The following is a 23473-nucleotide window of genomic DNA, read 5'->3' on the forward strand; positions in this document are numbered from 1 at the left end:
TGGGCTGATGATCGAGGATGACGATGCGTGATCACGCCATGCGATTCGCGGGCGGGCAATTATAAGCAAGAAGTGAACCAATATCAGGTGTCTTTTGCTGTCACGACGTCTTGTCGCCGAGGCACTCGATGACTGGCCGGATAACGCAGGACCCCGCCGAGCGTGACTCGGCGGGGTCCTGGAATTGACGTCCTTGTGGCCCGGGCAAGCGGGCGCAGGGTCAAGCGGCTGGCGTCAGACTGTCAGCAGACGCTGGATCTTGAGGCCGATCTCGCCTTCCGCGAAGGCCCCCAGGAAGCCCTGGAAGTGCTCGGATGCCACGTGGGCTTCCAGCGCTTCTTCATCCCACCATTCCTCCAGTACCACGAAGTCGCCTTCCGGTACCGGCTCGCCTTCCTCGACCTGCTTGTCTACCGCGAAGAGTTCATATTGCAGACAGCCCTTGTCGGACTGACTCTTCTCGACCAGGTCGGCGAGAATGTCACGGGCCTTTTCCTGCTGGTCGGCGGGGAAGGTCAGAGTCGCGATAAGCTTGAGAGACATGGCATGAATCCTTTCGTGAACGAAAATGATGACGCGTGAAGCGGATGCCCCACGTGACCGGCAGACGATGGGACATGAGGAGAAACGGTGTCATGTCCGATGGGCGGATGCAATGCGGCAGGCACGGAGCCCCGTGGGGGAATGCGCTGCCCGCCGCTCGATGTCCCCTGCGCTTACAGGCGAGTGAAGAGTTCGTCTGCCGGCAGACGGGACTTGGGCAGTTCCGCATTGAAGTCGTCAGCGGCGCGATAGCCAAGGCTCACGGCGACCAGGGCGTTGAAGCCTTTCTCGCGCAGCCCGAATTCGGCGTCCAGCGCCACCGGGTCGATGCCTTCCAGCGGCACGGTGTCGATGTTCAGGCTGGAGGCGGCATACAGCAGGCTGCCGTAATTGAGGTAAACCTGCTTGTCCATCCAGTGCTGCATGTCCTTGAGATCATGACGATGCAGGTCGATGAACAGACGACGCGCGCCGTCCATCATGGCGCTGAACTCGTCATCCTTCTTGAAGCGACCATCAGAGGCTTCGGTATCCAGCAGATGGTTCAGGTAGTCGTCGTCCAGGGTAGTGCGGGTGCAGAACAGCACGACGTGAGACGCATTGGTGATCTTCGGCGAGTTGAAGGCGTACTTGTCATCCGTACCGGCGCGTGCGAAGCGCTGCTTGGCATCGTCAGACTCCAGCACCAGGAAGTGCCACGGTTGGGAATTGACGCTGGAAGCGCTCAGGCGCATCACGTTTTCCAGTTCCTGCCAGTCGGCGGCGCTGATCTTGCGCGCCGGATCGAAGGCCTTGGTGGAATAACGACGTTGCATGATGGCAGTGGGAGTCATGATGACGGACCTCGTAATGCGTCGACACCTCTGAGGGTGCCCAGGACGTTGGAAGAAGATGGCGCCATCATAACGAGTGGACTCAGCGTTGAGTATCCATGTCTCACGCACCTTTATGATGAAAAAATGGCACCAATTCTATAAATTGGCACCATTTGTCAGCATGTTGTCACACCTGTGATGCCCTCAGGGCATTAATGCTTCCGCCCTTGGGCGTGTCTTCGCAGCGGTGTGATCACTCAGCAGCATGCCGTGCCGTTTGCGGCAGCGGCCCGCCACATGCACCTCGCGAATCGCGCGGTCATCCCCGAGCATCATCAGGGCGAACAGCACCTCCCCCAGCGGTACCTGCTGTGGCTGTCCCCAGCGGGTACGCCGCGCCAGCAAGTGAGTCGCCGTGGGGTCGAGCACGATCACGTCCGCCTCCATCCCCGGACGCAGGTTGCCGACCTTGTCCTCCAGCCGCATGGCGCGCGCATTGCCCAGCGTCAATTGATAGAAGCCCTGCCAGGGCGTCAGTGGCTGGTTGGCACGTGACGCAAGCCCCGCCACATCATGGGCGACCGCACCGTGCAACTGACCGACCTGATAGGCAGCCTTGAGGCTCTCCAGCTGACACAGGCTGGAGCCACCGCCGACATCGGTGGCGATGCTGATGTTCATGCCCATGGCGCGGGCACTGGCGCGATCGAAGAGTCCGCTGCCGAGAAACAGGTTGGAGGTCGGGCAGAAGGCGATGCTGGCGCCCTGATCCGCGATGCGCTGGCGCATGCCATCGTCCAGGTGGATGCCGTGGGCGAAGGTGGTGCGCTCGTGACTCAGGCCGACATCCTCATAGACCGCCAGATAATCCCGAGCCTCGGGGAACAGTTCCGCCACCCACTTCACCTCATCGAGGTTCTCGGCCAGATGGGTCTGCAGGTGCAGGTCCGGCTGGCACTTGAGCAGTTGACCGGCGGCCTTGAGCTGCTCGGGGGTGGAGGTCGGGGCGAAGCGCGGGGTCAGCACATAGCCGAGGCGATCACGCCCGTGCCAGTCCGCGATCAGCCGCTCATCGTCCTTGAGCGCGGTGACGCCTGAATCGAGCAGTGCCGGCGGCGCATTGCGATCCATCATCACGCGACCGGCATGCACACGCATGTCGCGGGTCCGCGCGGCCCGGAAAAGGGCATCGGCACTGCTGGCATGCGAGGTGGCAAACACCTGGGCACTGGTGGAGCCATGACGCAGCAGCTCATCGAGGAAGATCTCGGCGACCTCGGCGGCGTGCGCGGGGTCGGCAAAGCGCTGCTCGGCGGGGAAGGTGTAGGTAGTCAGCCAGTCGATCAGGCAGTGACCATAGCTTGCGATGATATCCAGCTGCGGGAAGTGCACGTGGGTATCGATGAAGCCTGGCATCATCAGACCGGTGACGCTGTGCGGCGGGCTCAGGCGGACAAGCTCGTGCATGTCGCTGTGCGCGACAAGGGCGGAGCAGTCGCCCAGCGCCACCACCTTGCCGGCGTGCATCACCAGCAGGGCATCCGCGTAGTACTCGATGGCGGGGTCCCGCTCGCCTGACGCAAGCGTTCCTTGCGAGTCGTCCAGAGGCTCATCCAGGAAGTGCAGCAGGGCGCCACGCAACAGACTGACGCTTTCTGGGGCCTTTGCGGCCGAGCGCAGCGCCGCCGTCAGTCGGCGGTCATCCAGGTGGCAGGCCACAGATAGCGGGGTGTCTTGGTCAGTCATCATTCGGCCTTCCGTGTCGGTTCTGTCTGGTGCATCGCGTCAGGGGCAAGGCGGGCGCGCAGCTGGCGGGCACCCTTGCGCGTCAGACCATTGCCATCCAGTGATGGGGGGTGTGACGAGGTTGGGGAGTTCGCGTCGTCGGTCTGCTGGGCGGCTCGGCTGGCCTGCAACTGAAGCAGTTCGGCCACCACCGCGATCGCGATCTCCTCGGGGCGTTTGCCCGGAATCCCCGACACACCGATCGGGCAACGAATGCGGGCGACCTCGTGCTCGTCGAGATCGCCGAGCAGGCGCTGGCGAAAACGCGCCCACTTGCTGCTGGAGCCGATCAGCCCCAGCGAGGCCAGGTCATCGCGCGGTGCAAGAGCCGCCACCAGCGCCTGGTCCTCGACGTGATCATGGGTCAATACCAGCACATGACTGCCCGCCCTCACTGGCAGCGAATCGGAGGCCGGCGCCGCTTTCGTGAGCGGCAGGTCCGTCAGGATATTGAATGTCTGGCGCTGCACACGGCCCTCACTGCCCGCAGGAATCGTGGCGGACTCGAGCTGCTCGGCGCGTGAATCCCGCCAGTCGATCTGCCAGTCCAGCGGCGCCAGCAGGTGGACGATGGCCTGACCGACATGGCCGGCGCCGAACAGGGTCAGCCGTGGCGCAAGCGCCGGGTACAGCTCGATCAACACCTGCACGTGGCCACCACAGCATTGTTGAGCATGCTGGCCCAGCGCGATCTCCTCGAGATGACAGCCCGACTGTCCCTGCGCCAGCATCGCTCGGGCGCGCTCCACCACCAGCTGCTCCAGCCGACCGCCGCCGAGGCTGTCGTGCAGCGTATCCATGGTGATCAGCATCTTGCTGCCGGCACCTCGCGGGGCGGAGCCCGCCACCGTCACCACGGTGGCCAGGGCATGGGCCGTCAGCGCTGCCTGTGCCTCGGCGAGCGCCTGATACCAGCGGCCCGTCGCGGCACTCTTGATTGCCCTCTTGATTGCCCTCTTGATTGCACTCTTGATTGCACTCATGACGGCACCTGCGTTGGCTCTGCGCCGGCAGTGGCGTGCTGCTCCTGCCAGTCACGCTGCTCACGCGCCGCCAGCATCACGCGTTCCGGCGTGGCCGGGGTATCCAGGCGCACTGCGCGGCGGTAGTCGGTCAACGAGGCCAGCGCATCGCGCAGCGCCGCCCACACGCTGATGGCGAGCATGAAGGGTGGCTCACCCACCGCCTTGGAGCGATAGATGCTGGCGGCCGAGTTGGGATGTCCTTCCAGCAGGCGTACCGTGATCGCGCCGTCGGGTACGTCGCTGATGGCGGGTATCTTGTAGGTGGCCGGGCCATCGGTCAGCAGGCGACCCTCCTCGTTCCACTTGAGTTCCTCCGTCGTCAGCCAGCCCATGCCCTGCACGAAGCCGCCTTCTATCTGACCGATGTCGATGGCCGGATTGAGCGAATCTCCCACGTCGTGCAGGATCTCGGCGCTTTCCAGGCGGTATTCGCCGCTCAAGGTATCGACGACCACTTCACACAGCGCGGCGCCGAAGGCGTAGTAGTAGAAGGGGTGTCCGGTGCCACTTTCGCGGTCGTAGTGGATGTCCGGGGTGGCATAGAAGCCCTTCTCGGAGAGCGAGATGCGTTCCAGATACGCCGCCTGGATCAGCTCCCCCCATGTCATCAGTACGCCGCTCGGGCCATGCAGTTCGCCATTGTCGAGGCTCAGGCTGGCGCGTGGCTGGGCGAGATGTTCGGCGGCGAAGTCGAGCAGGCGCGCCTTGAGGCGCAGGCAGGCATCACGTGTGGCCATGCCGTTGAGGTCCGCTCCCGAACTTGCCGCGGTCGGTGAGGTGTTGGGTACCTTGTCGGTGCGCGTGGCGGTGATGCGCACCCTGTCCACGCTTAGGCCCAGCTCACGGGCCGCGACCTGAGTGATCTTGGTGTGCAGGCCCTGGCCCATCTCGGTGCCGCCATGATTCACCTGCACGCTGCCATCGGTATAGACATGCACCAGGGCGCCGGCCTGATTGAGGTGCTTGGCGGTAAAGGAGATGCCGAACTTCACCGGCGTCAGCGCCAGCCCCTTCTTCACCACCGGATTGGCGGCATTGAAGGCGCGAATCTCGGCACGACGCGCCCAGTAGTCGCCCTGCGCCTCGAGCTGGTCGATCAGCGTGGTGAGCAGTGGGTACTGATTGACGTGCTGGCCATAATGCGTGGTCTCACGGCCCTCGCAGTAGAGGTTGCGCTTGCGGATCTCCAGCGGGTCGCGCCCCAGACGCCTTGCGATATCCTCCATGGCCGCCTCGATGGCGAGCATGCCCTGCGGACCACCGAAGCCGCGGAAGGCGGTGTTGGACGCCACGTTGGTGCGGGCACGGATACCGCGCACATGGGCATTGCCGAGGTAATAGGCGTTGTCGGCATGGAACATGGCGCGATCGACGATGGCATCTGACAGATCCGGTGAATGGCCGCAGTCGCCGGTCAGCTCGATGATGGCGGTGTCGATGCGCCCGCTGTCATCGACACCGATCTGGTAGCGGTGATGGAAGGGATGGCGCTTGCCGGTCAGGCGCATGTCGTCATTGCGGGGCAGTCGCAGTCTGGCGGCCCGCCCCGTACGACGCGCCACCAGGGCTGCCAGACATGCCACCGGCGCGGCCTGGGTTTCCTTGCCGCCGAAGCCGCCTCCCATGCGACGGGTTTCCACCGTGATGGCATGGAAGGGCACGCCCAGCACCTCGGCGATCAGCTTCTGGACTTCACTGGGGTGCTGGGACGAGCTGTGCACCAGCATCTCGTCGTCTTCACCCGGCAAGGCCAGCGCTGCCTGGCTCTCCAGATAGAAGTGTTCCTGTCCACCGCTCTCAAGCTCGCCGTCCAATTGCCAGGCGGATCTGGCAAGTCGTTCGCTGACGCTTTCGCGTGTCGCTGCCCGGCCGTTGGCCAGACGTGCCTGGGTATGGGTCGGGCGCACCAGATCACCGCGACTGGCGGCCTGGCAGGGATCAAGCGTCAGTGGCAAGGGGGTAACCGCCACCTTGGCCAGTCGCGCCGCCTGACGCGCCGCCCGCTCGCTCTCGGCGGCAACCACGAACAGCGCCTGACCATGATGACTGATGCGATCACTGACCAGCAGCGGGTCGCCGGGGAAGACCGGGCCGACATCGCGGTGGCCGGGGATGTCTGAAGCGCTGAGCACACAGACGACGCCGGGGGCGGCCCGCACCGCATCAAGAGCCAGGGAATCCAGAGTGGCATGCGCGACCTCGCTCATGCCGATGGCCAGGTGCAGCGTGCCTGCGGGGAGTGGCAGGTCGTCGACGTAGCGTGCCGTGCCACTGACGTGACGCTCGGCGCTCTCATGCTGATGTGACGGCGAAGCGTTCGTGGCCGGAGTGGCACTGGGGTCGGACTCAAGACTGTGCAAGGTACGCATCGAGGCTCTCCAGTGGCATGAGGGGGGCAGTCGCGTGACGTTCATTGTGGATTCGCTGCGCCACTCGGGGGACCAGATGGCTGGCGGCCAGCAGACGATACTCGCGGGAGCCACGCACGTCCGAGAGAGGCGAGAAATCGGCCTGGATGGCCTGCTCGATCCTGTGGCGAGTGAGGGTGTCGAGCTGGGCGGGCGTGAGCGATTCCAGCGTTTCACGGCTCAGGAGTGCCTCGAGATGCGGTGCACGTGTCGGAATGCCGGCCATGCCGCCGAAGGCGACTCGCCAGTGCTGAGCATGGCCACTGGCATCGCGCCGCCAGGCGAAGACCCCCAGCAGCGTGGAGATGTCATCATCTCGCCGTTTGGAAAGCTTGTGGACCGCCAGCCGCTGATTGTGAACCGGCCGCGGCAGGAAGAGAGAATGGATGATCTCGTCCGGCATCAATTGGGTGCGCTTGTAGTCGAGGAAGAAGTCCTCAAGCTTGAGGATGCGCTCCCCATCGACACTCATCAGCTGGAGATAGGCCTCCAGCGCGATCAACAGCGGCGGCATGTCCCCGATGGGTGAGGCGTTGCCGATGTTGCCGCCCAGCGTGCCGCGATTGCGGATCTGTTCACTGCCCAGGCGAGTGAGCAGCTCCGCGCCCTCGGGATAGTGTTCACGCAGCAGTGGCATCAGCTGGCGGTAGGTCACCGCAGCGCCGATCCACCAGCCTGCCTGGCCGGCGTGTTCCCCTTCCTCGATGGTGCCAAGTGCCGCGACACGCGTGGTATCGATCAGTGCCGGGAAGTCACGCAGGCGTTGCGTGTATTCGAGCATCAGATCCGTGCCCCCCGCGATCAAGGGCGCCTGGGGATGTGCGGCGCGCAGCGCCAGCAAATCTTCAAGACGGGTGGGACGATGGAAGGTGCCCGAGGCTTCCAGTTCGCTATCTCGCTCGCGACGGGACGCTGAATTCGTCTCGCCAGTGGCGGGCTGACAAGCTGCCTGCCCGGATGACAGCAGGGTGGCCGGCCCGAATTCTCCCTGCAGCAGGCGATGGGCAGCCTCGCGTATCGGTCGATAGCCTGTGCAGCGGCACAGATTGCCGCCCAGCGCATGGTCGATCATCTGATCGCGCCGCGCGGCATCGAGACTCTCGCCCTCTGCGCTGCGCAGCTGATGATCGGCGTGCAGCACCGCCAGGCTCATGGCGATGCCCGGGGTACAGAAGCCACATTGGCTGGCGTGGGTCGTCACCAGCGCTTGCTGCACCGGGGAGAGCGAGGAGGTGGCGGCCTCGTACCCCAGTCCCTCGATGGTGATCAACTCGCAATCCTGCAGCTGGTGGGCGGGCATCAGGCAGGCATTGACCGTCGTCATGGGCTGGCCCGGCACCTGCAAGGCAATCGTGCAGGCGCCGCAGTCACCGGACGCGCAGCCTTCCTTGGTGCCGGTATGTCCCAGAGAGGTGCGAAGGGCTTCAAGCGTTGTCGTTCCCGGTGCAGGCGCGGGCAGCTGACGCGCGTGTCCGTTCAAGGTGAAGTCGATCATGCAGGCATCCCGTCAGGTCGTCTTGTCATTGTGGTGCCTTCAGGCGTATGGCACAGCCGAATCTGGGCATTGCGGGCCCGATTGGCGTCTTCGAGTGTCAATGTAACAGCTCATGTTGTATTTCTAGCAAGAATCTGACCAAATGGTCAGCCCATGGTGTGGTATTTTTGCGTGGGTGGCGCAAGTGCGCGTCAGGAGCGCGACGCATCGAGCGTATCGCGCCTGCCCGGGGTGAGCATTCTGACCACAGCATCGTGACGTGAGGCCGAAATCGAAGGTCATGTTCCGGTGCTGTGGTCAAGATGCTCGAACGATAACGTCTATTTGATGAGTGATGCTGATGCCTGCAGATTCTCCTTCTTCCCTGTATGCCGAAGTTCGTCGTTCCCGAAGTGCGGAATTCAGTCCGACACCGACCAGCTCTCCCCGTGAGCAGGCGGAAAGTCGAATCATGGAAGCTGCCGAGTGTGTCTTTGCCTGTCACGGCTATCGTGGCAGCACACTCAAGCAGATCGCGGACGTGGCCGAGTTGCCCAAGGCCAATCTGCTGTATTACTTCGGTTCCAAGGAAAAGCTCTATGTGCATCTGCTGGAGCAGACGCTGACGCGCTGGAATGCGTCACTTGAGGACATCACGGCCGATGATGACCCGCGCGAGGTGCTGGAGGCGCTGGTGCGCGTCAAGCTCAAGCTGGCACGCCAGGCCCCACAGGCATCGCGCCTGTTCGCGGCGGAGGTGATCAGCGGCGCGCCGTTTCTGCGTGACTATCTCAGCGGAGAGTTGCGTCAGTGGGTCCAGGCGCGCTGCGAGGTGATGAAGGCGTGGATGGCAGCTGGCAAGCTGCGCGAGGCGGAGCCGATGTGGGTCATCTATCTGATCTGGTCTACCACGCAGCACTACGCGGACTTCGCCGCCCAGATCGACCAGCTGGGCGGTGCGCCGCGCACGGATGAGGACTGGGAACAGCTGGCGGACTTCGTGGCCAGCACGCTGTGTGATGGTCTCTGTCCGCGCTGAGCCATCGGTTCGGCGAGATGGGTCATGGCAGACACGACAACGCCCGCTCCGGTGTTCCCGGCGCGGGCGTTGTCGTGTCTGCTGGTGCGTGTCATCGGAATGTCGTCGAGATGAGGGAAGGGGGAGCCGGAACAGGAGGCTCAGCTGGCCAGCTCAAGTGCATTCGCGGCCTTGCTCGTCAGGTGGGCGCCGTTGCGTTGCTCCGGCTCACAATGCTGATGCATCTGCCAGCCATCGCGGGCGTCCTGCGCCAGATAGATCAGTGCGGCATCGGCAGTGAGCCAGAGTCTGGCAAGATCACGTTGATGTCGGGTGCGGTTGGCAATCGGCAGAGCATCCGCACACACGATGACCACCGGCGCCTTGAGCAGCCAGCGTGGCGCATGGCTTGGCCAGCTGTGGTGCACGGCGTCCAGCCAAGGCGCCTTGGGGCTGGCGGGGGAGGTCTGCCAGCGCCAGCCACGGCCGACTTCCAGGATGCCGCGTGAGGTCCACAGGAGGCTGCGACGTGGCAGCTGGGTTTCCAGGCTTGCCAGCAGCGCGTTGTCACTGTCAGCCAGTGACTGGATGGCGCCCCGCTCGAGCGCCAGGCGCTCGCCGGCATGCAGTCCGGCGCTGATGTCGAAGGTCACGCGCATCACGGGTTCGGCGTTCACTGCGCAGTTTTCCAGCGGGATGTGCATGCCGCATTCCATGCCGATGGTATAGACACTCATGCCAGCATGCCCCGACGGACCATGCTGTGACGCAACAGGGTCTGATGACGATGCTCGGCTTCCCAATCCGCGTGCACCTTGTGGTTGATGTTCGGGTCAAAGACGGCCTGTTGCTGGGCGACGCGTGATGCGTCGATATCACCGACCGCACGGGTGTCGCTCACCTGCGAGGACATCAGCAGGGGCGGAGCTTCGTAGCCCATTGCCATCACGCCCAGCAGTTGTGAGGCGCAAGCGGGGGTATCAGCGGCTTTCTCTGCGCCCACTGTCAGAGGAGTGAAGGTCTGTGCGGCAAGCTTGTGAGTCATGGCCCGACAGGTATCGAGCAGAGTGGTCATCGTAGAGGTGGCCATGAGACAACTCCTTGCGCCACGCGAGCGCTTGATCGGTAAATTTGCCATCTTGGTGTTCGGTGGGTGTCCTGTCGGGTGGCGCATTGCCTGTGCCCGCTGGGTGCCCACTTCATGTTTAGCGATCTGCATGCCGCTCCAGGGAGAATTACGCCAAAACAATCACTTGGTGAACACGTGCTGAGGCCGTGCCTGTCATCGCCCGCCCTGCAGCTCATGTGATGGGCCGAATTCCCGGGTCAACCGCCACCCGAGAGGGCAATTGATGCACTGTCACCTTGCCGCTGGCCCGACGCTTGCACTGTGATGAGGCACAATGACGTCTGGGGCATCCTTGAGCCCCGGGCGCGACGCCAGTCCCCCGTTGCCATATCAGACCCTGAGTGGCGGCCCACGGGGTGCCATGACACCAGAGAGACCCTTCGCCATGACTCAAGCCACGCGTGATGACTCCAGTGCTTCAGCCACTGACTCCGAGATGCCTTCTCGCGCTGCGGCAGCGTCGCTGGCAGGCCAGAGCCTGCATCAGCGCCTGACTCACCACCTTGAGCGATTGACCCCCAACGAGCAGCGTATCGCGCGTTTTCTGCTCGCGCATCAGGATGAGCTGGCGCTCTACAATGCCGCCGAGCTCTCACGGCTGACGCATGTCTCCAAGGCTACCGTCAGTCGCCTGTTTCGCCGCCTCGGCTATCAGGACTTCCGGGAGGCACGTGATCAGGCGCGCAGCCTGCGTCATGCGGGCGTGCCTGTCGTCTCGAGCACGCCCACGCCAGACCACCATCAGCGCCACTATGAGCAGGAGTGTCGCAACCTGCGTCAGGCACTGGCGGCGCTGGACATGCTCGACATGGAAGCGCTGGGCCGCACCCTGGCCAATGCCGAACGCTTGCAGATCATCGGCTTTCGCAACGCCTATCCGCTGGCACTGCATCTGCGCCAGCAACTGCTGCAATTGAGAGGGCAGGTGGCGGTCCTGCCCCAGCCGGGCCAGTCACTCGGGGAGGAGGTCGCGCGGCTGAGCGCCAATGACGCCGTGGTGATATTCGCCATGCGCCGGCGCCCGCAGGGGCTGGCACGCCTGCTGGGGTGGCTGGGCCAGGCCCCCTGCACGGTACTGCTGGTTTGCGATGACAGCCTGAGCGAGATCCCTGCCGGTATCGAGCATGTGCTGCGCTGCCCGCTGGACAGTGTCAGCGCCTTCGACAGCTATGCCGCCGCCATGAGCCAGATCAACCTGCTGGCCACACGCCTGCTGCATGACGACCTCGTCGCTGGTCGCAGCCAGATTCGCCGGGTGACGGACACCTTCGAGTCACTCGAGGAGCTGGGAGACGGCTAGCAGTGTCCTGGCGGTTGCCTGCGCTGCCGCCCATTCCATCACGATGCTTCTCGCCCTGCGGGTTGCGCGCACCCGCAGGGCGCATGGGCTGCCTGATTGCACCAACAGTGTCCCTTTTCATGTCGATGACGCCCGGACACTGTGCGTTCGAAGAAGCGTCATCGAGGGCGTGCAACGCAACTTCTCTCCCTCGCACTGCCTTTCCGCTCGTGTTCAAGCTCGGCCTCTAGCCCGCCTTCTAGCCCGCCCCAGGCTCTCTGAGGCCCGTCATCTGGCCTGTCTTCACGCCTGCACTTCATCACCTGAACCATTGTCAGGCGAGCGCTTCGTGCACGTTCGGGCCGTGCTGGCGTGGCGTTGGCACACTCGTTGCAAAGATGGATAAGGGAATCACTTGTTTCATTGGTCAGGATTTGAGTTTCACGTTGCCCGCCAATGCGACGAGGAGTCAGCGGACAGGACTCGTCCGATAGGGCCCATCAGACAGGGCTTGTTGAAGAGGGATTGCCAGACAAGCCCTCGCGAAACACCACTGCGATAACCACCAACAACAATGAAACGCCCCAGGGCGCCGAGCGCATGATGAGTCGTTCTCCTCAGCGCTCGGAATTGACTGACACCGGAGTTGACCGATGAGCAAGCGTCACGAGAGCAAGGCCTTCAAGCACGCATCACGCACAGGCAACACGCAACGTCTTGGCAACTGGTTGCGCAAGGGGATTCTGCTGGCTGTCTGGGGCACGCTGGCCGCCACGGCCCTGACGGCCCGTGCGGATGCGCTGAGCGATATCACCGACAGCGGAGTGCTGAAGGTGGCGGTGCCCCAGGACTTCCCGCCGTTCGGCTCAGTCGGGCCGGACCTTGAACCACGCGGCTACGATATCGACATGGCGCGTTATCTGGCGGATGAGATGAACGTGAAGCTGGAGCTGGTGCCGGTCACTTCGGCCAATCGCATCCCTTACCTGCAGACCCGCAAGGTCGATCTGGTGATCTCGAGTCTGGGCAAGAATCCGGAGCGTGAGAAGGCGATCGATTTCTCCGATGCCTATGCACCGTTCTTCCTTGGCGTGTTCGGTGAGAAGGGCAGTGAGGTGGACTCCGCCCAGGGGCTGAGCGAGAAGACCATCGGCGTGACACGTGGCTCGGTGGAAGACATGGAGCTCAGCAAGGTGGTGCCGGAATCGACCACCGTGAAGCGCTTCGAAGACAACAACACGACGTTGTCGGCCTTCCTGTCAGGGCAGGTCGAGATGATCGCCACCGGCAACCTGGTCACCGCCGCCATCGCCGAACGCAATCCCTCCCGCGTACCGGTCAGTGTACTGCCGCTCAAGAATTCTCCCTGCTATGTGGGCATGCGGCATGACACGCCGGCGCTCAAGGCGCGCGTGAACGAGCTGATCGCCCAGGGGATCGAGGACGGCACGCTCAACGCGCTCTCCGAGACCTGGTTCAAGGCGCCGCTGCCGTCACTGGATGCCTGAATCGAGCTGTCGCACGCCTGGCTCCCTTTTCCCGTGAGGCTTGATCGATGAACTATCTCCCGGATTTCTCGCGCCTGCTGCCGTATCTGCCCGACCTGCTGGCCGGGCTGATGACGACGGTCTGGTTGACCATTCTGACCACCACGCTGGGGATACTCGGTGCGGTGATGTGTGTCTGGCAGCGCCATCGTGCGCCGAGCAGCGTCTTCAGCCGGCTGCTGGGCATGCTGGTGGAGCTGCTGCGCAACACGCCCTTCATCGTCCAGCTGTTCTTCATCTTCTTCGGCCTGCCGGCGCTGGGGCTGTCACTCAGCGCCGAGATGGCCGCGGTGATCGCGATGACACTCAACCTGGCGGCCTACAGCAGCGAGATTCTGCGTGCCGGTGTCGATGCCACCGGTCGCGGCCAGTGGGAGGCTGGGCGTGCGCTGGGTCTCACGCCTTGGCAGCGCTATCGCCATGTGGTGCTGATGCCGGCGCTGGAACGCATGTATCCGGCGCTGACCAGCCAGTGCGTGATCGTGATGCTGGGCTCCGCCGTGGTCTCCCAGATCAGCGTGGCGGACCTGACCTTCGCGGCCAACTTCATCCAGTCACGTACCTTCCTGAGCTTTGAAAGCTACGTGGTGACGGCAGGCATGTACCTGCTGCTGGCCATCGCGATGCGCGCCTTGCTCAACCGCATCGGGCGTCGTCTGTTCGGCTTTCGCCACCTGACGCCAGCCCCGCGCCGCCGTCTGTCTTCCCATGTGCTGAGAGAGGCCCACTCATGATCGACTTCACGCTGTGGGACATCCTGCGCAACCTGCTGCTGGCGGCGCGCTGGACGCTGGCGCTGTCTCTGATCGCCTTCATCGGCGGCAGTCTGGTGGGGCTGGCGCTGACCTTTCTGCGCCTGACCCGCTGGCCGGGGGCGGCGCTCTTCTGTCGCCTCTACACGGAGCTGTTTCAGGGCACGCCGCTGTTGATGCAGCTGTTTCTGGCCTTCTTCGGCGTGGCGGTCTTCGGGCTGGATGTCTCGGCCTGGACGGCGGCGGCGGTCGCGCTGACGCTGTTCAGCAGTGCCTTCCTGCACGACATCTGGCGTGGCTGTGTCGAGGCGGTGCCCAAGGGGCAGTGGGAAGGGGCGCGAGTGCTGGGGCTCGGTTATCTGAAGACCATGCGTCACATCATCCTGCCGCAGGCGCTGCGCATGGCCATCGCACCGACCGTCGGCTTCTCGGTGCAGATCATCAAGGGCACCGCGCTTGCCTCGGTGATCGGCTTCGTCGAACTGACCAAGGCCGGCACCATGCTCAACAACGCCACCCTGGAACCCTTCACCGTCTTTGCGCTGGTCGCGTTGCTGTATTTCGCCATGTGCTATCCGCTCTCGCGGCTGGCTCGCCACCTGGAGGCACGTCTCAATGTCACTGCTCGCTGAAGTTTCCCCGCTGGACACCGTCTCATCCGATTCCTCGGTCACCGAGAGTGCTGCCGTCTCCGAGAAGGCAAAGGCGCCGCTGGTCAGCCTGTCGGCGCTCACCAAGTCCTTCGGCGATCTGACGGTGCTCAAGGGCATCGATCTTGAAGTGTGCCCGGGCGAGGTGGTCTCGATCATCGGTCGCAGCGGCTCCGGCAAGAGCACCTTGCTGCGCTGTATCAACCAGCTGGAACAGCATGACGGCGGTGCCATCCACGTCGCCGGCAATCTGCTGGACGGTAGCGAGATGGACGCCGCCGCTCTGGCGCAGGATGTCGGCATGGTGTTCCAGAGCTTCAATCTGTTCCCCCACAAGCGCGTCGGCGAGAACGTGATGCTGGCGCCGATGCTGGTCAAGGGCGTTGCACGGGATGTCGCGGAGCGCGAGGCCCGCGAGATGCTGGCCAAGGTCGGGCTGGGGGAGAAATTCGATGCCTGGCCGAGCCAGCTCTCCGGTGGCCAGCAGCAGCGGGTGGCGATCGCGCGCGCCCTGGCGATGCACCCCAAGGTGTTGCTGTGTGACGAGATCACCTCGGCGCTGGACCCGGAGCTGGTCGGCGATGTGCTCAAGGTGCTGGAGCAGCTCAAGCGTGAGGGCATGACGTTGATTCTGGTGACCCATGAGATGAATTTCGCCCGCGATGTGGGGGATCGCGTGATCTTCATGCACCAGGGGCGTGTGCATGAATCAGGCGACCCCGCGACGCTGTTTGCCAATCCGGCCACGGAAGAGCTGCGCCAGTTTCTTGGCGCGGTGCTGTGATCACACCGCACCGCACCGCGCCACGCCACGAAGGCGAACCCCCTGATGAGTCGAAAGGAGTCGGTCCCGATGGACAAGCGTATCTATGTTGCCCCGGCGCGTTTCTCCGGGCCGAAGGGAGAGGGGTCTCTTGAGGGTAAGCGACTGGTGGTGAAGGATCTGTTCGCGATCAAGGGCGAGCGCACCGGACAGGGCAATCCTGACCTGCTGGCGAGCGCTCCCATCGAGCGGGAGACGGCGCCCAGCGTGTTGGCGCTTCAGAAGGCGGGGGCCGATTATCGGGCGCGCACCACGACCGATGAGCTGGCCTACAGCCTCAATGGCACCAATGCCCATTACGGCACGCCGCAGAACCCGCGTGCGCCGCTTAGGTTGCCGGGAGGCTCAAGCGTAGGCTCTGCAGTAGCGGTGGCGCGCGGTGAGGCGGAGATCGGGCTGGGAACCGATACCGGTGGCTCCATCCGCGTGCCGTCCAGCTACTGTGGGCTCTACGGGCTGCGGCCGACCCATGGCCGCATTGACATGTCAGGCCTCAAGCCGCTGGCGCCGCGCTTCGATACCATTGGCTGGATGACGCGGGATCTCGCGACGCTGACGCAGGTCAGTGAGGTGTTGATGCCGCCAACGACAGCGACTCGTTTGCCGGCAAGACTCATCCTGCTGGTGCCGGAAGGGCTGGCGGCGGGGCCTTATCAGCGCCTGCTGGGGCCGCTGGCGCGTCGCCTTGAATCACTCGGTTTTCGCTGCGAGCGGCGAATGTTGAGCCAGGCCTTCATGGCGAGGGCCAGTGAGGCCTTTCGGATTCTGCAGGGCTGCGAGATTCGTCGTACGCACCAGGCATGGTTGAGTACGCCGGAGCAGGGCCCCGACTCTCGCTGGCCGCAGCTGAATCCGGATATCGCGGCGCGCCTCAAATGGTGCATGACCCTGAGTGATGCCGACGAGCAGGCAGCAGAAGCCAAGGCAGACACCGTGCGCCGCTGGTACCGCCAGCAGCTGGCAGCCAGTCATGAGGGCGGCGAGAGTGCCTGCGACGATGGCAGTGCGGCTGCCCATGCCCAGGCGGAGGCCACCAGCGAGGCGGTGTTCGTGCTGCCCACCACGCCGGGCGCTTCACCGCTGCTGGGCGCAAGCCTCGAGGAGATGGAGGCCTATCGTCATCGCCTGATGGGACTCACCGCACTGGCCGGCTTGAATGGCGCACCGCAATTGAGTCTGCCGTGGCTGACCGATGACGCAGCGCGCCTGCCTGAGGAGGCTGCACCACCGCCCTGGGGCGTCTCGTTGCTGGGCCTGCCAGGTCGTGATGAGAGCCTGCTGGCATTGGCCTGCATGTTGGAAGACTGACTGGCGCAGCCTTGAAGGTGCGATCGCTGACCTTCTCTGGATTCAACCACAAACGCCGCATCCCGAAAGGGCTGCGGCGTTCTTTTTGCGATGTCAGCTGGCGGGGGTATAGGGATGCTCGCGCTGCCAGTGCTCGGCGATATCGATGCGACGGGTGATCCATACCCTGTCGTGGGACTGGACGTAATCGAGGAAGCGTTTCAGCGCCGCGAAGCGTCCCGGTCGTCCGGCGATCCGACAGTGCAACCCGATGGAGAGCATCTTGGGCGCTGTCTCGCCCTCGGCATAGAGTACGTCGAAGGCGTCACGCAGGTACTGGAAGAAGTCCTCACCGTTGTTGAAGCCCTGGGCGCTGGCGAAGCGCATGTCATTGGTGTCCAGGGTGTAGGGGACGACGAGATGCGGCACCTGCTCGCCATTGGCGGTGGTCACCTCCATCCATAGCGGCAGGTCATCGCCGTAGTAATCGCTGTCATAGGTGAAGCCGCCGTGCTCCACCACCAGTCGGCGGGTGTTGGGGCTGTCGCGCCCGGTGTACCAGCCTCGTGGCGCATGACCGACCAGTTCGCGATAGCTTTCCACCGCGCGTTCCAGATGGGCGCGCTCATGGGCTTCATCCATGTGCTGGTAATGAATCCAGCGCCAGCCGTGACTGGCGATCTCATGGCCATCCTCCAGGAAGCGTGCGACCAGGTCCGGATGCCGCGCCAGCGCCATGCCGACACCGAAGACCGTCAGCGGCAACTCCCGGCGCTTGAATTCATCAAGAATCCGCCACACGCCACTGCGCGAGCCATATTCGTAGATCGACTCCATGCTCATGTGCCGCGCGGGGTAGGCCTCGGCACCGATGATCTCGGAGAGAAACTTCTCGCTCTCGCTGTCACCGTGCAGCAAGCAATTCTCGCCGCCTTCCTCATAGTTGAGCACGAACTGCACGGCGATCCTGGCACCACCCGGCCAGTTGGCATGGGGGGGATTGGCACCATAACCGATCAGATCACGCGGATAGTCGTCGCCCCACAGGGCATTGTCGTTGTCTGGCATCGTTCGGCTTCCTTGCGACCGGGGAGCGGAAAGGGGATGAGGCACTGTTCTATTGCCCATTGACGTGCAGGCTTTGTGCCATCTCGGGGCAAAGGCACGCTTGGCGTCATCCTGCTCGCGTCAGTCTGTCGGCGTCCACCAGCGCGGCAGCAGTCGTGCGACTTCCGGGCGCAGGAAGCGGTCATCGATCAGGTGGATCACGCCCTGATCCTGTTCGTTGCGAATCACGCGGCCGGCAGCCTGCACCACTCTGGTGAGCCCCGGGTACAGATAGGTGCAGTCATCGGCATTCAAGGGCTGGATGACAGGGCGCGGTGCACGGGTATCGTCGGGAGACTCGCTCGCTGGACCCTCCATCTGTTCCGGCTGGCTACGACGCAGGGCATCGCTTTGGAGCCACTGGGCCAGGCGCTGCTTGAGCGCTTCATTCTCCGGGCTGAAGCCGGCAAGCCCCAGGGTGGCGATGAAGGCCCCGATCAGACGCGACCCCGGGAGATCGATCCCTTCGCCGAAGGCACCGCCCAGCACCGCGAAACCGATGCCCTGGCCGTCGGGGGTGAAGCGCTGAATGAAGGTGGTGCGCTCCGCTTCCGTCATGGCACGGGTCTGGCGCCATTGGGGAATCTCCGGCGTCAGCTGTTGCAGGGTGCTGGCGACCTGCTCGAGATAGGCGAAGCTCGAGAAGAATGCCAGATAGTTGCCCGGGCGCTGCTGGTATTGACGGGCCATCAGTTCGGCGATGGGTCGGCAGGAGGCCTCGCGGTCCCGCAGGCGGGTCGAGAGCCGATGGCGACTGACCTGCACCTGCGTCGCCCTGAACGGCGACTCGACACTCAACCAGACTGCATTGTCCGCCAGTCCCAGCAGGCGGTGATGATAGGCCGGTGGATTGAGCGTGGCCGAGAACAATAGGGTGGCGTGGCTGGCGCGCAGGCGGGGGGCCAGCCACGGCGCCGGGCTGACGCAGCGCAGTCGCGGCTGTATCTGGCGCACGCTTCGCCCTCGGGGCTTGCGAGGCCGGGCTGCTGCTCCTGCTTCTGCTCCTGCAGCCGATGCTGCGCCGGAGCGTGAGCTTGAATCGCTGGTGAGCGTTGCCTGACGCGCCGGATTCATAGCGGCGAGTTCGACCTCGAACAGCGAGTGATCGCCAAAGCCTTCCGCGAGTCGCGTGAGCGTCAGCGCCGCGAAATAGGCCTCCATCATCTCGCCGTCAGGCTCCACGCGACGGCTGGCCGCGGTGGATCTCGGACTGGAGTCTGATGGGGTGGTGCTTGAGGCCAGGGGAACGGCATCGCTCGCGATCAGGCCCAGCTGTTCGGGGGCTTGTGTGGCCGTTGCTCGCGCTGCCTGTTGTCTGGCCGCAGGAGGGGTTGCGGCCTTGTCAGGTTCCGCCAACCAGTCGCCCATCGCGCCCGTCCATTGCGTCAGCGCCTTGAGGAAGTCGCCGGGCAACGTCTCCAGCGCAAGACGTGCCTGTTGACTGCCGTCATCGGTGCTGCCGTTCCCGCTGCTTGGATTCCCTGAGCTGCCGTTTTCCGGCCCGAGCTGCTCCAGCGCTCGCCACTGCCGGGCCAGCGTGCGGGAGGCCGAGCGCAGCGGGGCCGGATGGCCCGTGCGACTCAACTGCTTGAGCAGGAAGTGGAACTGTCGGGCATCGAGTTCGATGCTGTACATGCCGCGGGCGCGTTCGATGAGGTTGTGGCTTTCATCGACGAGCACCACGGAGCGCCAGTCATTGGCCTGGGTCAGGGCGAACAGCAGCGCATGACTGTCGAAGTAGTGGTTGTGATCCCCGATGATCACATCCGCCCAGCGCGAGAGCTCCTGGGCGAGAAAGTAGGGGCAGATCTCATGGGCCAGGGCGTGTCGGCGTGTCGTCGCCAGCGTCAGTGGCTGGTGGTCGGCAAGCGCGGCAGAGCGTGCCGCAGGCAGGCGATCATGGAAGCCGCGTGCCAGCGGGCAGGACTCACCATGACAGGCGAGAGTCGGGTGCTCACAGGTCTTGCTGCGCGCGCCGAGTTCCAGAATGCGCAGCGCTGCGGCAGGCGTGTCCGGTGATTCCGTGTGCTCGACCACCTCTGGCACCAGGGTGGTCAGCGCGTCCAGCGCCAAGGCCCGGCCCGGAGTGCGGGCGGTGAGGTAGAAGAGTCTGTCCGTGCCGTTTCTGGGCATTGCACGCAGCGCAGGATACAGCGTCGCCAGCGTCTTGCCGGTGCCGGTCGGCGCCTCGGCCAGCAGCTCGCGTCCGGTCATCACCGCCTTGTAGGCATGCTCGGCCAGCTGGCGTTGACCGGGGCGCCAGGCAGGCCAGGGGAAGGCAAGCGTGCCAAGGGCGCTGTCACGGGCGCGGCGATGCGCCAGTTCATTGGCGGCGAACTCGCTGAAGCGTGCGGCCAGACGTGCAAGCTCCGCTTCCAGCGCCTCGCGGCTCCACCAGGCTTCCAGGCGTTGTTCATCCTGTGAAGCCCCGATGGAGTCACCGCCGGATTCCGGTTCATCCTTGGCAGCGCTGGCTGGTGCGTCCGCGGCGATATCCAGATACACCAGCGCCAGCGTGATGCCCTCGAGATCGCGACTGCGGCACATCAGGGCACCGTAGACACGCGCCTGGGCCCAGTGCAGGGCGCGGTGATTCGCGGGCTGACGGGACAGGTCACCACGGTGGGTCTTGATCTCCTCGAGACAGTTGCGCCTGGGATCATAGCCATCGGCGCGGCCGCGAATCTCGAGATTGTCGATGCAGCCGGAGAGTGATATCTCGCTTTCGTAGTCCTTGCCACGCCGACGCACGATGCGCTGATGGCCGCGAATGCCCTGTTGAGCGGTGGGCGAGGGCGTGAAGCGCAGATCCAGATCGCCCTCGCGTGCGGCGAAGGCGCACAGCTCGCGTACCGCGATCCGATAGCGCTCGGGTGCGCTGCTTGAGGTGTCGGCGGTGATCATCGCGCAGTCGGTGCCTTGCGTGCCGTGGCCTCGTCCTCGACGGACGCATCAGAGGCGATTACGGTCTGCCATTCGACACGGCACTCCAGCGCCGGAATCGCATGGCGGGCGAACAGGGCCAGCCACTGGCGCTGGTTGTCCTGCAGGCGGTCGGTGGGTGCCTTGACCTCGATCATCCGGTAACGCTCGCGGCTGTTCTCGGGGAAGAACTGGATCAGGTCCGGCAGGCCAGCGCGATGCTCGCGGGGATTGGCCAGCAGGTGTCGGAAGCAGGCCTCCAGATGTGCCGGGGGAATGCAGTCCAGTGCGTGGGACAGCAGCTCCTCGCTCAACAGCGGCCAATGCACGAAGGGCGCTTGAATACCCTGTTTCTGCTGATGACGCTCACGAATCGTCTCTCGGTAGCGGCCATCGGACAGGCGCGCGAAGCAGTCCTCGAAAGCGGCCTGGCGACGGTTGACGAAGTCAGGGCGGTAGAGGTCCGCCGGACCGGTATGAAAGGCGTGGAAGAAGGCTCCCGGCAAGGGCGCGAACAGCACGTCCCAGCACAACAGGGTGAAGAGCGCGGGGAGCAGACCATTCTCGACGTAGAAGACCGGTGCCTCGGGCGTGGCCAGTGCATGGGCGGCCGCGCGCTCGACCCCATGGATGCCGGCGGCGGCCGAGGTGGCAAGGTCCGGCACCGTAAGGGTGATCTGCGGCGTGGCCGGCGCCTTGGCGCGTCTGGGCGCGGGCAAGCCAAGGCCACGGCACAGGCGAGGCAGGGCGCGCTCTAGTGCCAGTTGCTCATCCAGCGTGATGTCAGCACGCGCCAGACGCTCGCAGGCAAGTGCGTGGGCTGCGCTGATATCGCCGGAAAGCTCCAGCGCTCTCACTCGGCGCGGCATGGCACGCGGCGCGTAGGCGGAGTTCTCGAGGCAGGCGTACTGCAGTGCGGCTGCGTGATGCCAGCCCTGACGCTCGGCATCGCGCGCCAGCGAGAAACGCAGCCGGTCACGTCGCTGTGCCAGCCAGGCATTGGCGCGATTCGCCTCTGTCGCGTCGGCTTCTGACGATGTCGGCTCGTCCAGGGCCGAGATGATGCGCTGCCAATGCGGCTCCAGTTCCGCATGCGCCGTCTCACGATTCAGACGCTCCCTGGCCGCCTGCCAGCCCTCACGCAGCTGCTCCAGGGCCAGATAACGATCCACCTCCCAACGCTGGGTGAAGGCGCGCGAGTCTGGGGAAAGCGCGACCGCCTCGCAGCGCAGCAGGCCCAGTTCACTGAGCACGAAGTCCGACAGAGTCTGGCGCAGGTTGCCGAAGAACATCAGGCTCAGGCGTCGCGACAGCTCACCAAGCCCAACACTCAGCGTGTTGGCGGTGGGGTCATTCAGCCACTCGGGCAGTGACCGTGGCGTGGTATCTACCAGCAGCTCGCTGAGGGCATCCGGCATCCGGCGTTTGGGCGTGCTTCTTGGCAGCTCGGGGAAGGCGTCCTTCAAGCGCGGCAGTGTCACAAGTGACAGCATTTCCTCCAGGCTCAGGTCAGCGTTCAGGCGGCACAGCCCATCAGGCGTGGCACTGCCGGCGATCGGTGTGATCAGAGGCTTGCTTGCGGCCTCGATAGCGCCGATTTCGACATAATGGAGCTGCGTGACCTCGAAATGATCGCCCTTGCGCATCAGCAGGCGGACCAGCAGGGCCCGCGAGGCGTCCGGCAGGCGCGTGATGGCGTCCACCGTGGCACGCTCCGTCTCTGTCAGCAGATCGGCATGGCACTGGCAGACCCAATCGAGCAGGGTATCGAAATTGGCCAGGTAGTAGCGCGGATTGTCGAGGGGAGCGGCTTGCATGGTGACCTGTCGAAGTGGCGGGCAGTGCAGCGGTTTGCCCGAAAGCATGGGGTTATATACAGTATATGGCCATCTGTCGGGCTGCAAACTCTTGCAAAGCCTGTCACGAGTCACCATCTGCCTGTCAGCAAGTGGTAAAATCCCGTGATCGACGTGTCATGGCAGCCTCATGGCACGTCTGCTGGACAGGCTTGAAAGCGTGTCACCCTTGATTCCTCCCCTCGGAGGCATTTCCGCGATGGTTCAGGACGGGCCATCGATCATCATTCAAGCAGGGCAGGAAGGCAGTCCATGTTTCTTGATCAGTTTCACCGGGTCGAAGATGGCCGCGTGCGGATCACCGCCGAGCAGGCCAGTCGCTTCGCCAAGCAGATGGCGGGGGATTACAACCCCATTCATGACCCGGATGCGCGACGCTTCTGTGTGCCCGGCGACCTGCTGTTCTCCCTGTTGCTGGCGAAATTCGGCCTTTCACAGTGCATGACCATCCGTTTCTGCGGCATGGTCGGCAATGATGTGCCCTTGATCTTCGAAGCGCTGGAAGAACCCGACGAGAATGGCGTGTCCCTGCTGGTGCGCGATGAAGCCGGCAAGGTCTATCTGACGGTCGAGCGCAGCGGTGATACCACCCATGACGAGGAAGTGGTCGCCAATTTCACTCGCCAGTATATCGCCTTCTCCGGGCGCAACTTCCCGCACTTCCTGCAGCCGCTGATGCTGGAGAAGGGGGTGATGTTCAATCCGGCACGCCCGCTGGTGATCTATGACAGCATGGGCTTCTGTTTCGAACGGCTCGATATCGCCGATCTGCATCTCGATTTCGTGCGCTCCTCGCTTGAGGTCAACGGCAAGCGTGGTGATACCCTGCTCGAATTCGGCATCCATGATGGCGAGCAGTGCATCGGCAGTGGCTCCAAGAAGCTGGTCGTCAGTGGGCTGCGGGATTACTGTGCCGAGACGATGGATGCCTTCGTTGAATCCTTCGAGGCGCTCAAGCGCGAAGCCGAAGCCTGAGCCGGGCGAACCGAGATGGCCGAACTGAGCCAGTCGAAGGTGAGATGGCCGAAGTGAGCTAGCCCTCGGACTTGCGTG

19 protein-coding genes are annotated in these 23473 nt (G+C 64.2%); 8 read left to right on the plus strand and 11 right to left on the minus strand.

The window, feature by feature from the left end:
• Positions 1–234: 234 nt before the first annotated feature.
• The 6 genes from HXS65_RS04655 to HXS65_RS04680 all read right to left on the minus strand — a co-directional run bounded on the left by HXS65_RS04655 (position 235) and on the right by HXS65_RS04680 (position 8071).
• On the minus strand, positions 235–543 hold the full coding sequence (locus tag HXS65_RS04655; RefSeq protein WP_084208749.1) for a putative quinol monooxygenase: 309 nt from the start codon (positions 541–543) through the stop codon (positions 235–237).
• Positions 544–716: 173 nt separating this feature from the next.
• The gene (gene nfsB / locus HXS65_RS04660; protein ID WP_077376681.1) at positions 717–1376 is read right to left on the minus strand and encodes an oxygen-insensitive NAD(P)H nitroreductase; all 660 of its coding nucleotides are present in this window, start codon (positions 1374–1376) and stop codon (positions 717–719) included.
• A gap of 186 nt (positions 1377–1562) precedes the next feature.
• Positions 1563–3107 (minus strand): guanine deaminase, encoded by a 1545-nt coding sequence (guaD, locus tag HXS65_RS04665; RefSeq protein WP_255304418.1) that lies wholly within the window; start codon positions 3105–3107, stop codon positions 1563–1565.
• Positions 3104–4126, minus strand: a complete 1023-nt coding sequence (xdhC, locus tag HXS65_RS04670) for a xanthine dehydrogenase accessory protein XdhC (protein ID WP_176493253.1) — start codon at positions 4124–4126, stop codon at positions 3104–3106. Before xdhC ends, guaD begins: the two co-directional genes overlap by 4 nt.
• Positions 4123–6537 (minus strand): xanthine dehydrogenase molybdopterin binding subunit, encoded by a 2415-nt coding sequence (xdhB, locus tag HXS65_RS04675; protein WP_176493254.1) that lies wholly within the window; start codon positions 6535–6537, stop codon positions 4123–4125. Before xdhB ends, xdhC begins: the two co-directional genes overlap by 4 nt.
• Complete coding sequence (locus HXS65_RS04680) at positions 6515–8071, minus strand: xanthine dehydrogenase small subunit (RefSeq protein ID WP_176493255.1); 1557 nt, start codon at positions 8069–8071, stop codon at positions 6515–6517. Before HXS65_RS04680 ends, xdhB begins: the two co-directional genes overlap by 23 nt.
• A gap of 340 nt (positions 8072–8411) precedes the next feature.
• On the opposite strand from HXS65_RS04680, the gene HXS65_RS04685 reads away from it, so the two are divergent.
• A complete protein-coding gene (locus HXS65_RS04685) occupies positions 8412–9089 on the plus strand; it encodes a TetR family transcriptional regulator C-terminal domain-containing protein (protein ID WP_084209727.1) in 678 nt (225 codons plus the stop codon).
• A 140-nt stretch (positions 9090–9229) separates the two neighbouring features.
• On the opposite strand, the gene HXS65_RS04690 is transcribed toward HXS65_RS04685, so the two are convergent.
• The gene (locus HXS65_RS04690) at positions 9230–9805 is read right to left on the minus strand and encodes a hypothetical protein (protein WP_176493256.1); all 576 of its coding nucleotides are present in this window, start codon (positions 9803–9805) and stop codon (positions 9230–9232) included.
• Complete coding sequence (locus HXS65_RS04695) at positions 9802–10158, minus strand: hypothetical protein (RefSeq protein WP_077376667.1); 357 nt, start codon at positions 10156–10158, stop codon at positions 9802–9804. The genes HXS65_RS04690 and HXS65_RS04695 overlap by 4 nt, the downstream gene beginning before the upstream one ends.
• Positions 10159–10582: 424 nt before the next feature.
• On the opposite strand from HXS65_RS04695, the gene HXS65_RS04700 reads away from it, so the two are divergent.
• The 6 genes from HXS65_RS04700 to HXS65_RS04725 all read left to right on the plus strand — a co-directional run bounded on the left by HXS65_RS04700 (position 10583) and on the right by HXS65_RS04725 (position 16556).
• Positions 10583–11497: a MurR/RpiR family transcriptional regulator gene (locus HXS65_RS04700; protein WP_205632693.1), complete on the plus strand. Its 915-nt coding sequence runs from the start codon at positions 10583–10585 to the stop codon at positions 11495–11497.
• Between the two features lie 632 nt (positions 11498–12129).
• Positions 12130–12984 (plus strand): transporter substrate-binding domain-containing protein, encoded by an 855-nt coding sequence (locus tag HXS65_RS04705; RefSeq protein WP_176493257.1) that lies wholly within the window; start codon positions 12130–12132, stop codon positions 12982–12984.
• Between the two features lie 47 nt (positions 12985–13031).
• Entirely contained in the window at positions 13032–13757 is a 726-nt protein-coding gene (locus tag HXS65_RS04710) for an amino acid ABC transporter permease (protein WP_084208742.1), read from the plus strand.
• Complete coding sequence (locus HXS65_RS04715) at positions 13754–14407, plus strand: amino acid ABC transporter permease (protein WP_077376658.1); 654 nt, start codon at positions 13754–13756, stop codon at positions 14405–14407. The genes HXS65_RS04710 and HXS65_RS04715 overlap by 4 nt, the downstream gene beginning before the upstream one ends.
• Positions 14391–15209, plus strand: coding sequence for an amino acid ABC transporter ATP-binding protein (locus tag HXS65_RS04720; RefSeq protein WP_077376655.1), 819 nt, complete (start codon positions 14391–14393; stop codon positions 15207–15209). Before HXS65_RS04715 ends, HXS65_RS04720 begins: the two co-directional genes overlap by 17 nt.
• Positions 15210–15278: 69 nt before the next feature.
• On the plus strand, positions 15279–16556 hold the full coding sequence (locus tag HXS65_RS04725; protein WP_176493258.1) for an amidase family protein: 1278 nt from the start codon (positions 15279–15281) through the stop codon (positions 16554–16556).
• A gap of 93 nt (positions 16557–16649) precedes the next feature.
• On the opposite strand, the gene puuE is transcribed toward HXS65_RS04725, so the two are convergent.
• From puuE to HXS65_RS04740, 3 genes are all read right to left on the minus strand, one after another.
• Positions 16650–17603: an allantoinase PuuE gene (gene puuE, locus HXS65_RS04730; protein ID WP_176493259.1), complete on the minus strand. Its 954-nt coding sequence runs from the start codon at positions 17601–17603 to the stop codon at positions 16650–16652.
• Between the two features lie 120 nt (positions 17604–17723).
• Entirely contained in the window at positions 17724–20546 is a 2823-nt protein-coding gene (locus HXS65_RS17545) for an ATP-dependent DNA helicase (RefSeq protein WP_176493260.1), read from the minus strand.
• On the minus strand, positions 20543–22381 hold the full coding sequence (locus HXS65_RS04740; RefSeq protein WP_176493261.1) for a VRR-NUC domain-containing protein: 1839 nt from the start codon (positions 22379–22381) through the stop codon (positions 20543–20545). The genes HXS65_RS17545 and HXS65_RS04740 overlap by 4 nt, the downstream gene beginning before the upstream one ends.
• Positions 22382–22672: 291 nt before the next feature.
• Between HXS65_RS04740 and HXS65_RS04745 the strand changes: the two genes are divergently transcribed.
• Positions 22673–23395, plus strand: coding sequence for a DUF3581 family protein (locus HXS65_RS04745; protein WP_077376644.1), 723 nt, complete (start codon positions 22673–22675; stop codon positions 23393–23395).
• The last annotated feature ends 78 nt before the right edge of the window (positions 23396–23473 follow it).

The organism is Cobetia sp. 5-25-4-2, from assembly GCF_013374075.1.
Lineage (GTDB): Bacteria > Pseudomonadota > Gammaproteobacteria > Pseudomonadales > Halomonadaceae > Cobetia > Cobetia marina.